At 60.8% G+C, this 10,432-nt stretch carries 12 protein-coding genes and 1 pseudogene; 2 read left to right on the top strand and 11 right to left on the bottom strand.

All coding sequences use genetic code 11. The features are described from left to right. Window positions 1-423 precede the first annotated feature (423 nt). Both ABGV18_RS11140 and ABGV18_RS11135 read left to right on the top strand, forming a co-directional pair. Window positions 424-699 (top strand): helix-hairpin-helix domain-containing protein, encoded by a 276-nt coding sequence (locus ABGV18_RS11140; protein WP_396586087.1) that lies wholly within the window; start codon window positions 424-426, stop codon window positions 697-699. 322 nt (window positions 700-1,021) lie between these two features. Next, window positions 1,022-1,513: a pilin gene (locus ABGV18_RS11135; RefSeq protein WP_396586090.1), complete on the top strand. Its 492-nt coding sequence runs from the start codon at window positions 1,022-1,024 to the stop codon at window positions 1,511-1,513. Window positions 1,514-1,858: 345 nt separating this feature from the next. Here the strand turns inward: ABGV18_RS11135 and ABGV18_RS11130 are convergent, their stop codons facing one another. From ABGV18_RS11130 to ABGV18_RS11080, 11 genes and pseudogenes are all read right to left on the bottom strand, one after another. Beyond that, a complete protein-coding gene (locus ABGV18_RS11130) occupies window positions 1,859-2,047 on the bottom strand; it encodes a transglycosylase domain-containing protein (protein ID WP_396586089.1) in 189 nt (62 codons plus the stop codon). Between the two features lie 65 nt (window positions 2,048-2,112). Beyond that, window positions 2,113-2,835, bottom strand: coding sequence for a monofunctional biosynthetic peptidoglycan transglycosylase (gene mtgA, locus ABGV18_RS11125; RefSeq protein ID WP_396586086.1), 723 nt, complete (start codon window positions 2,833-2,835; stop codon window positions 2,113-2,115). A 24-nt stretch (window positions 2,836-2,859) separates the two neighbouring features. Then, window positions 2,860-3,108 (bottom strand): Txe/YoeB family addiction module toxin, encoded by a 249-nt coding sequence (locus ABGV18_RS11120; protein WP_396586088.1) that lies wholly within the window; start codon window positions 3,106-3,108, stop codon window positions 2,860-2,862. A gap of 153 nt (window positions 3,109-3,261) precedes the next feature. Further along, window positions 3,262-3,513: pseudogene (locus ABGV18_RS11115) on the bottom strand (type II toxin-antitoxin system Phd/YefM family antitoxin); the annotation flags it as partial. 190 nt (window positions 3,514-3,703) lie between these two features. Continuing rightward, window positions 3,704-4,555, bottom strand: a complete 852-nt coding sequence (locus tag ABGV18_RS11110; protein WP_396582441.1) for a ProQ/FINO family protein — start codon at window positions 4,553-4,555, stop codon at window positions 3,704-3,706. Between the two features lie 324 nt (window positions 4,556-4,879). Next, window positions 4,880-5,383 carry a hypothetical protein gene (locus tag ABGV18_RS11105; RefSeq protein ID WP_396582440.1) on the bottom strand — a complete coding sequence of 168 codons (504 nt, stop codon included), beginning with the start codon at window positions 5,381-5,383 and terminating at the stop codon, window positions 4,880-4,882. Between the two features lie 251 nt (window positions 5,384-5,634). Continuing rightward, window positions 5,635-6,873 carry an AmpG family muropeptide MFS transporter gene (locus ABGV18_RS11100; protein WP_396582438.1) on the bottom strand — a complete coding sequence of 413 codons (1,239 nt, stop codon included), beginning with the start codon at window positions 6,871-6,873 and terminating at the stop codon, window positions 5,635-5,637. Further along, window positions 6,870-7,439 carry a hypothetical protein gene (locus ABGV18_RS11095; RefSeq protein ID WP_396586085.1) on the bottom strand — a complete coding sequence of 190 codons (570 nt, stop codon included), beginning with the start codon at window positions 7,437-7,439 and terminating at the stop codon, window positions 6,870-6,872. The genes ABGV18_RS11100 and ABGV18_RS11095 overlap by 4 nt, the downstream gene beginning before the upstream one ends. A gap of 61 nt (window positions 7,440-7,500) precedes the next feature. Further along, a complete protein-coding gene (locus ABGV18_RS11090; protein WP_396586084.1) occupies window positions 7,501-8,229 on the bottom strand; it encodes a hypothetical protein in 729 nt (242 codons plus the stop codon). A 121-nt stretch (window positions 8,230-8,350) separates the two neighbouring features. Next, a complete protein-coding gene (locus ABGV18_RS11085; RefSeq protein WP_396586083.1) occupies window positions 8,351-8,797 on the bottom strand; it encodes a hypothetical protein in 447 nt (148 codons plus the stop codon). Window positions 8,798-9,709: 912 nt separating this feature from the next. Next, on the bottom strand, window positions 9,710-10,318 hold the full coding sequence (locus tag ABGV18_RS11080) for a hypothetical protein (RefSeq protein WP_396586082.1): 609 nt from the start codon (window positions 10,316-10,318) through the stop codon (window positions 9,710-9,712). Between the last annotated feature and the right edge of the window lie 114 nt (window positions 10,319-10,432).

Below are 10,432 nucleotides of genomic sequence, written 5' to 3'. Positions count from 1 at the left end.
GATGTGAAAGTAGGTCAACGCCAGGCTCCCCATACCGAAACCCCCGTTCGCCGTAAGGCGGCGGGGGTTTCTTCGTGCTGGGAAAGCCCGGATCAAACATGCAGCCATTCCCCTCCTCCGGGACGCGGCACTAACCCCGGCTGTGTTCGCCCACGGGGCAGCCGGGCTCCGGGTGCGCCCATTGGGGCGTGGGCGATGAGAGGTCAGGCTTTCCTGTGGGTTGGGCTTCAGCCCAACACTGCGACCGTCACGCCGAACACGCACCACTCCGTCGTCCGGCCCCTAGTGCTTGAACGCGCTTGTAGGCAGATTCCTACACTCGAAACCGTTAAGTCCTACATCGCATTCAGAATATTCCGATATCCGTATCCGGCGACCTTCCGTAGAGTACAAAGCGTCCCACGTGTACAAGGAGGTAGGACGATGAAAGGACTCACCCATTCCGTACGCGCGGCAGCCATCGGTGCCGCGTTGCTGTTTACCACCCCGGCGTTCGCTGCCGAGCCCCTGGATATCAACCAGGCATCGGTGGCGGAGCTCGAAACCCTTAAGGGCATCGGCCCGGTCTACGCCGAGCGGATCGTCGACTACCGGGCGGAGCAGGGACGCTTCGAATCGGTCGACCAGCTCGCCGACGTGCAGGGTATTGGTGACAAGACGGTTGCGGCTATCAAGGACGAGGTCGTGACCGGAGAGTAACTCGCTCCTCTCCTCGGTGAAATCGAGCCCCGGCAAGTGCCGGGGCTTTTTGTGTCCGGAATGTCGTCGTGCGTAGCAGCCGGCTGACAGCACTGGTCTCGACGACGGCCGTGTCAATCTGTGACACATGGGTGTGGTTTTGTGTCGTGTGTCGACGGCGATCGGCCGGCGCCGGGCGAGATGGCCCAAGCCGCAGCGCAATCTGATGCCGGCGCGATCAGGCCCCGCCGATCTGGCACGGGCTATGCATGGATGTACCCCGCATACCGGGCCAAGAGGCCCGATAGATCAATCACTCCCAAAGGAGACTTCTCAAATGATGATGAAGCAAATGAACAAGCAGGCTCAGAAGGGTTTCACCCTGATCGAGCTGATGATCGTCGTGGCGATCATCGGTATTCTGGCCGCGATCGCGATTCCCGCTTACCAGGATTATACGGTGCGCGCCAAAGTGTCTGAGGTTATTTTGGCGATGTCCTCCTGCCGCACGTCGGTGACGGAGGTTTTCCAATCTGGTGAAACACTGCCCACCACAGATAATGCTCCCGAGTGGGGTTGCACCACGGGAACGGACGCGGCGACTCAATATGTTTCCGACCTCTCTGTTTCGTCTGCTGGGGTGATCACGGCAAAGTCCGCGACTGCTAATCTGCCGACGGATGCACAGGGCAAGGATGTCATCATGACTCCTTACCCCAATGCCGATGAGTCCGGGACTATGACAGCGGGTGACAATGTTGCATCTTGGGGATGCGGCCCTGCCGGAACTGGCGGCATGCCAGTAAACTATTTGCCGTCGACTTGTCGCAACTAATTTAATCAAGACCGACTTCGGATAAGAGAAGGGCGACCATTACGGTCGCCCTTTTTTGGTTCACCGCGCTGTGCCATGAAAAGCGTCGTAGACCTTGAGCAAGAAGATAGTGGCCGTAACTCATTCGCTTGATGACTTTGATACGGGTATTCATGTGATCGTGGAAAAGCCGGGAACAGGGGGCGGAGCCATTTAAGCCATCGTGGTGTCCTGGAATAGCTGGCTTTGGCTGGTTTTCGCTGGCGGCTGGGGATTCGGGATTCGGGATTCGGGGTTCGGCGTTCTAGAGCGGGAAGCTCGAGGCCAGAAGCTGGAAGATGCAAGAGTCACGCTCGGATCCGGCTGTCATCTTGGGGTCTGTGAGTGGTCCATCCGCCCGAGCACTGCGTTGGTCCTTACCAGCAGTCCCCGTGCATTCCGATTGTCCTGGTAGAAACGCGGATTAGGCAGCATGGCGGCGAGCTGGGCCGCTTCGCGGCGCGTGAGCTGGCTGGCGGGCTTGCCATAGTAATGTCGAGCCGGAAAAGGGGTCAGAGGTAATTAGTTCGCCTCTATGTGTGGGTTGTGCGCGCCGGTGAAGTGAGCCGGGTGTTTCGGGTTCAAGGCGTTCTTGAGTACTCCATTCTTCCCAGCACCGCGTCGGTCCTGACCTGCAATCCGCGCGCATTGCGGTTGTCCTGATAGAAGCGCGGGTTGGGCAGCATGGCGGCCAGCTTGGCGGCCTCGTGTCGGGTGAGTTGCCCGGAGGACTTGCCGTAGTAATGCCGGGCGGCGGCCTCGATGCCGTAGAGCAGGTTGCCCCACTCGGCATAGTTCAGATACAGCTCGAGAATCCGGCGCTTGCCCAGTACCCCTTCCAGCATCAGCGCGATCAGGGCTTCCTGGCCCTTGCGCCAAAGTGACTGGTCGGCGGAGAGGAACAGGTTCTTGGCCAGTTGCTGGGTGATGCTCGAGCCACCGGCCACGATCCCGCCCGCCTCCAGATTGCGTTCCATGGCGTGACGCAGACCGACCAGGTCGATGCCCCAGTGATCCATGAAGCGGTCGTCCTCGGAGGCGACCACGGCGCGACGGGCGGCCGGGCTGATGGATTCATACGGGACGTAGATCTGCTGGGCGGTGATGTCGGGGCGGATGCCCCGCAACACGTCCAGGCGCTCGCGCATGAACGCGGTGGTCTCGGGATTGTGGTCCCGCAGGTGCCAGACCTGCACGAAGAACCATAGCTGGATCAGCAGGAAGGCGAGCAGCGCCAGCAGGATCAGTCGCCAGATCCAGCGGCGGATGGGGCGGTTTTTTGCGGTTTTCTTGCGTTGGCTCATCGGTCTCAGCGGGCGACTGGCGCGTCAGTAGTGATAGCGGCAGGCAACGATGACGAGCATGCCGTCGTCGACCGCGTAGACGAGTCGGTTGCTTGAGTCGATGCGTCGGGACCAGTAGCCCGACAGGCTGCCCTTCAACGGCTCGGGCTTGCCTATGCCGTCAAATGGCGTGCGGAGCGCATCCCGGATGAGACCGTTGATGCGCTTCAAGGTCTTGCGATCCTGTGTTTGCCAGAACAGGTAGTCGTTCTGAGCTTCAAGTGTCCAACCGATCCCGTCACGGCACCTCGAACAACCTGTTGCGCCACCCGATTGCGGCGTCACGTGCTCGCTCACTCCTCGCCTATCCTACTGATATGTCTCGTCGCTCGCTGCGCGGTTCCTTGCACTCGGGCGGCTCACGACGGTTGTTCGAGGTGCCTGTTCATCTTCCATGATGCTCCGACGTTGAAGCTTGCCGGCCTTGTGCTGTTCAATCGAGCGGCTCAGGTGCATGGCATTGGCTGGGGAGTCGAGCAGATGCACGGTCTCGAGAAGGGCGTTGTATTCCTTCAATGACATCAGCACGGCTTCCGGCGCATCGCGTCGGGTGATGATCGTGCAGTCGATGTCGTCGTTCACCCGGTCGAGGATCGATTTCAAAGATTTCCGGGCGTTGCTGAAGCTGACGGTTTCCATAGTCATGTTGCCTAGTGTTGCGGCGAGTATGTACTGAGTATTGTACATCGGTGTTGTTTCGGCAACGAAGCGCCCGATACTAATGGACCACAAACACATCGCGCCTGAAGGCGCTCCTACGGTGCCGCTGCGTCGGTAGGAGCGCCTTCAGGCGCGAATGGAGCCATGATTTAGATGTTCGGGGCGGACTTTACTTCACGCCGTCCTGGCCGAAGCGTTGGGCGAGGCGGTCGAGTTTTTCTTCCATGCTGAGGTTTTTCAGTGCCGGATCGGCCTGTTCGGTCTTGCGCTGCTCGCCGGACTTGTTCGGTTGGCGATTGCCGCGGCGCTTGCTGCCTTCCTGTCCTGACTTGGCCGCGTCGCCCTTCTCGCCCTGGCCACCATTGGCTGCCTTGCGCGGACCCTTGCCGGTCGGCTTGCGCGAACGGCGTGGCTTTTTCTCGCCGCCTTCTTCCGTCTCGCCCTGCTCGGCGCGCTTGGCGTCGCGGGCGGCGTGGATCGCCTTGATCTGTTCTTCGGCGTGGCTGCGGGCCTTGTCGTCGACCGGTTCGGCCGGCTCGCCCTTGAGGTCGACGCGGTGCTCGGCGTTCTTCATGGCGATGTGGTACGACAATCGCGAGGTGTAGAACTTCATCGCCGCGCGGATCGCCTTGGAGTTCAGGCCGTCAAGCTCGGCCGGGCGATCGGCGAGGATCTGCTGCAGGATGCCGATGGCCAGCGGCTTGACCTGCTTGGAATCGGAGGAGAAGACTTCCGGCCAGGCGGCCTCGAACTGCTTGACCGCCTCACGCGGGTGGACGCGTGGCTTTTTCGGCTGGTTTCCCTCGGTCGGCGCCGTCTCGGCGGGTGTCGCTTCGGCCGGCGTCGCATCAGCTGTGGCCGCTTCGGCCGGTGCCGGCTCGTCAGCGGTCTCCGAGGTCTCCGAGGTCTCCGGGGTCGCTTCGGGAGTCGAGTCCGTCGTGACCTCGGGGGCGGCCTCGCCCGGGGTGGTGCCGGTGTTTTCCGGTTTCGGGTCGGTGGCCTGAGGATCGTCTGCGGTCATGTCGTAGGTCGCTGGCTTGGCGTAAATTGGGAAACTCTGCGCGAGTCCGATAGCACTCTGGCTTGCCGAGCACGGGCGGCTCGCCAAGCCCCACAGGGCGCGCCTTTAGCCGGGCATCTGCTTCGTTATCGTCCTTGGAAAGAGACTGACTCTTCCGCGGCGGACGAGCGCCTTGCATCTGCCCGGCTCAAGACGCGCAGAGCGTTGTCGGATTCGTGCAGAGTTTCCATGACCGGACCGGTCGCCTCGAATAATCGCGGGCTAACGGGTCCGGCAAAGGATGAATCTTAACGGTTTAGTCAGCTGTCGGCCACTTCGGTGGCTTTAGTTGAGGATGTCGTAAACGATGTCGCTGACTACTTGCCCGGCGGTGTCGGCGATCACCACGTCAGGGCCGACGCGGTAGTAGTCCAGGTGATCCGGCAGCGGCGAGAGTTGTCGTCTCAGTTCACGCGGCAGGCGCTCGTACTCCACGTCCCGCGGGGGCCATGACGAACCGCGCTCCAGGCGCTTGGCATGGCCCGGTGGGATCTTGCCCTGCTTGGCCAGGCCCGGCGGCAGGTTGCGGTTGTACCAGTCCTGGATGTACATCCGCTCGCGGGTTGAGATGTGGTAACGCGACGTCTGGCGTTCACGCTCGCTGTGGCGTTCGCGCGAATCGTCGATTTGCCCCCGGTCTCGGTCGCCTCGTTCGGCTTGCCCCGGTGGTTGCCCAGAGGCTTGTCCGGACTTGCCGGCGTGTTCGGGCGGCTGGGCCATCGCGCTGGCCTGCCCGATTAGCAAGGCGGCTCCGGCTGCGAGCAGGGCGTTGGTGAAATGGTGACTCATGGGAAATGCCTCCCGGCGATGTGTAGTACGCATGGTAGTTCATGCAGACCGACAATCCGCTGTTTGGTTCAGGTCGTATGGCGACGGTGGAGTCATGGGCTGGCGACAGGGTGGGGCGCGAGTTGGTTTCGCTGTCTCGCGGAGCGCAACTCCGCTGTCCACTCGTCGATCGGCTTGAGGGAGTGCCGGAGCGGCGAGTTGTACTCGCCGTGTCACGGAGTCGCACTCCGCAGTCCGGGCAGAGGATCGCGCTACTGATCAATCCGATGAATCGTGTGCCGTGCGCGCCACAGCAGCCACAATCCGGGCAGGGCGGCGAAGAAGGTGAGGATGAAGAAGATGGTCCAGTCGACCCACTCGACGACAAACCCGGCGGTCGGCCCCAGATAAATGCGCCCCAGTGCGGCGATCGCCGAGAGCAGGGCGTACTGGGTGGCGGAGTATTCCTTGTCGCACAGCGCCATCAGGAAGGCGACGAAGGCGGCGGTGCCCAGCCCGCCGGCGAAGTTCTCCAGCGAGATCACCGCCACCATCAGCCCGTAGCTGTTCCATTCGTACAGCCAGGCGTAACCGAGGTTGGTGATCGCCTGGAGCACGCCGAACAGCATCAGCGCGCGGAACAGGCCCAGCTTGACCATCCACAGCCCGCCGAACAGTCCGCCGATGATCGTCGCGATCAGCCCGGCGCCGTTGTTGATCAGGCCGACGTCGGTGGCGGTGAAGCCCGCGCCGCGGATCAGGAAGGCGGTGGTCAGCGTGCCGGCAAAGGCATCGCCGAACTTGTAGAGGATGACCAGGAAAATCAACGTCCAGGCCTCGGGGCGCGAGAAGAATGCCTTCATCGGGCCGATGACCGCCTCGCGCATCGTCCGCGGGGCGAGGTCGCGGGTGTCCTTCTCCGGGGCGAACCAGGCCGTGATCATGCCCACGCTCATCAGCGCGGCCATGATGGAGTAGGTCAACGGCCAGCCGATGTGGTCCCCCATCACCAGCGCCGCCGAGCCGGCGACCAGCATGCCGATGCGGTACGCCATGACGAATACCGCCGCACCCAGGCCGCGCTCGGGGGCATCGAGGGTGTCGGTGCGCCAGGCATCGATGGCGATGTCCTGCGTGGCCGAGAGGAAGGCGACCATCAGGGCGAAGATCGCGATCTGCCAGATCTGCGTCTGGGCATCGCTGATCGCCAGGCCCAGCAGCCCGCCCGCGATCAGCAGTTGGCTGAGTAGTATCCAGCCGCGTCGGCGGGCGAAATGGCCCACGGAAAAGCGGTCGAGAATCGGCGCCCAGAGGAATTTCAGCGTGTAGGGCAGGCCGACCAGCGCGAACAGGCCGATGGTCTTGAGGTCGATGTCCTCCATCGTCAGCCACGCCTGCAGCGTGCCGGACGTCAGCAGCAGTGGCAGGCCGGAGGCGAAGCCCAAAAACAGCACGGCCAGCTGTTTGGGGGAGGTGGCCACGGCGTGCATGCGCTGTAGTCGAGTGCTCATGCGGTGCCTCGCGGATGGAAGGTGGGTTCAAGCGCCCCGTTGGTCTGCCGCGCGAGCCCTTGGTTCAATAGCCACTCGACCGCCCGGTCGGCATCCCGCGCGAACCAGTCGGCCGGCGTGCCCACGCGGAAGGTGTAGCCCCAGGCCCGCATGTCGGCCAGGGCCCGCTCGCGACCGAAGCCCTTGAGATGATCGGCCATCAGGATCTGCAGATAGCAGACCGCCTCTTCCTCGACGTCATCGCTGCCGGCATCCGTGTGAGCGTCTGCCCGGCGCGCCTCGTCCATGCAGACGATGTGCGCGAACTCGTGCAGCGCCGAATGCACCGCCGTGTCCGGGCGGACGTACAACGTCTCGCCGATGATCCCCGCCTCGTCATCGCCCCAAAAACTGCCCGGAATGGCCGCGCCCGGTGCCACCCATTCCAGCGATAGCCCGTAGCGCGCGACCAGCTCATCCAGCGCCCCGCGCGGCAACGCCGACAAACGCAATACCGCCGCCTCGTCGATGACGACATCGGCGGGCGGCGGTGTGAAACCGGGTTTGATGGATTGGCTGGCGGACATGGCCGGGCATTGTGCCACGGCTGCCCGCGCTTGCTATCGGGGTGGTCGATCGCGCGCCGACTCAGGTCATGCCCATTCCCGCGAGCGCACGGTCGTAGCAGCGATCGACGATGTCCTGCGCGGCCGCATCGACTGCGTGGTACGCATCGGCGCGCCATTGATCGAGAGGCATCTTGCGGTCGAATGTCCCGGCGCATTCGATCGTCTTCAGGCGGTGACTGCGTTCGCCTGCTGCCGCCGATTCAGTCACGTGAACGTCGATGGCATAGTCCAACCGGTAGTCGCTGCTGGTCAGGAAGGACTCGTAGCCCAGTTCCCATTTGGCGGCATCGACCGTGACGATGATCTCGTCTTCAACGGCCTTCGGGGCCTGTGTCTCGAAGAAGCGGGCGAGACGGTGAGCAAAGGCCCGGTCGATGCCTGTGCCTTCCTCGATTAGATCCGCCTCGGAAAGGGTCCGGGCAACCTGTGTGCCAAAGTCGGTGGCAATCGCCTGATGGGCCTGTGCTTCCGGGATAGAGCCGGCACTACCCATGTTAGCGGCCGCGGTCGCCGCCATACTGGCGATCAGCGTATTGGCGACCGCTCGTCCCTTGGTGCGCTCGGCAAGCTGGACGGGCTGCTCCGGCGGCATAACGACTACCGTCTTGTCGACAAGAGCGGCACGAACCTCATCCGTCGAGGCTTGCTCCTGTCCAGACAGCGTGGCGCAGCCGGCCAGGGAGAGGGTGACGCCGATGGCGCTCATGCCGATCAGGGCCGTTCGGGCCAGCGGCCATTCCTTTTTCATCAATCACTCCTTGATCGATTGGTTGTGGAAAACGTGCGATGCGTAATGCGGATATCCCGGAGTTGTCGTCCAGGGCACTGCGGTACTAGAGCTCAGCTCGGCTGCCGATCCGCGGCGATTGTCAGCCACCTTGGCGAGTGAGGGAGAGTTCGAATCCGCGAGATTCGGCCAGACTCCGCACCGATTCTCCTCGCTCCGGGGTGGCCGCAAGGCAGACCTCTCCGGCCGTTAGCCGTTCAGCGACGCCGTTGAGTGCCGCACGTAGCAGCGCGGTGTTGTTGGCCTCGTTTTCGCCGAAGACAAGGACAGGGCGCCCGTCACGGTTGTTCAAGGCTGCCACCGCGGTGTCCGCCGCCCGGGACTGGCCGGCGAGACCGTTGACGATGGCGTTGGATAGCGGGTTGTTCGCCACTGGGGCTTCCACGAGCAGAAGGTCCTTCTCGCTCTTTATCTGACTGAGGCAGGCGGAAAGGTCATCTTTTAGGGATCGGTCCGGGTGGGTGGTGCCGGGTGAGGAGCAGCCGCTCACGGCCGCGGCGAGGACAAGACAACTAAGGCTCTTCTTCATCAGGTTCACTCCTTTGAACGTTTGAGGTGAGTTGGAATGATCAGTGGCTACTCGGTCCGAGACGCTTTTGTGAATATCGTCGGGCCGGCGTCGTACTGTAGGTATGGCTTCGTGTTCGATAGATTCCGATATGTGGCCTTTCTTTTTCGTTGTTGGCGATATACATGGATATCGCCTTGTTTTGATTTTCTTACTATCCGTTCCCCATAGATTATGGAAGTGTGTCCGCCTGACTCTGGGTGGGACGTTGGGTCGGATTTGAATCTGTATATCAAAGAATTGTTTGAGCACCCCGTCATCATGCCGTCAAAAACGACGGATGAATTGATTGACCGGCTCTCATTGTTTGCGATTATTGTTACTCCGCTTTGCGTGGATTTTATTGTAATAAATATTTTTTCATCTTTGTGATCCAGGAAGTCTTCTCTGTCCATATATAGGTCCGGCGATCCGCTCGGCAGAATCTTGCGGTAAGATTCGCCCTCAGGGGGCGCAACGTATTTTCCCGAGAGGTCGGGGCAGCCTTGAGTCGATAGCTCACTGGGGCTCCAGTCAAGGCTGTGTATCGTTGGAGGGCTGTGTAGATGGCTGCACCCCGTCCCTCCTAAGAACAGGGTTAGTGGAATGACGATCTTTTTTGGTCCGGTGAAATTAATTCTCATTATTCGTCTTCCATGCCGCTCAATTTTTGATCGGACTGTGCCGCAATCGACAGATGCCTGAGAACGGAGGGTTTGAATCCTCAAAGGCAGTGCTAGCACGATACTAACGCTGTTTCAGGTCGCCATTTTTGTAACCGTAATTCACGGTCGACGCATGAACGTTTTATCCTCGAGCGGTTGGGTGGTTTATGGATGTCCTCGGGAGGAGGGGCGGGGCCTAATGCCGGTCCCCGTTGCGCGGATTCGGTTTTCAGGGGACTCTTTCGTAAATTTTTACTGGCAACATGGTGTCTTTTGAGATGTTTTCTCTTCCGCGCGTGTTCCAGCAGCGGTTTCTTATGATCTCTCTCGCTTCCAGATTTCCCTGGCTATCCAGCCTCCAATGGGTTTCGCCATAGCTTACGCCTAGGCATTTCCCGCTTTCTGCGCCATTAATCAGGTGAGGGCTCCATCGTCGGACGACTAGTCCATGGGAGCAACCCAATTCCTCGCCATCGAGCTCTTCGTAATGGGTTCCGGATGTTTCCTTGGTTTTTCCTGTGAATGATATCCCTTGGCTGGTCTGGTTTATGATCAGAAGAACGTCAGAGCTGTTTTTGTCGTTCTTTTTGGGGAAGAGGCCGAGAGGGACGGCCGGTCTGGTTGTGAAGAGTTGCTCCTCTCTAATTATGTATGTCCCCGATATGTCAGGGCATTTTGCTACTTGTATTTCTCTTGGGTCCCAGAATAGGGATTCACGGTCTGGATTCTTTGGGATAGGCGTGAATATTTCGGATGCTCTATGAACGTCACATCCCGCCAGAAACATGGCAATCAAGGCTGTTGCAGAATAATTCAGTGTCTTATTTTTCTTTGTCATGGTTGGCGGTGCCCAATGGTGTGCTGTGTCGCCCTGAGGGAGGAGCATGCTCCGGCATATTGGGAGCACAGCGTTGAAATGCCGAAAGGCGCTGCTAAGCCTACGTTGATGAAG

This window comes from Guyparkeria halopsychrophila (assembly GCF_044582135.1).
In the GTDB taxonomy this organism is placed as follows: domain Bacteria; phylum Pseudomonadota; class Gammaproteobacteria; order Halothiobacillales; family Halothiobacillaceae; genus Guyparkeria.
The sequence above is the reverse complement of the archived record's forward strand: the minus strand, read 5'-3'. Positions and strand labels throughout refer to the sequence as shown.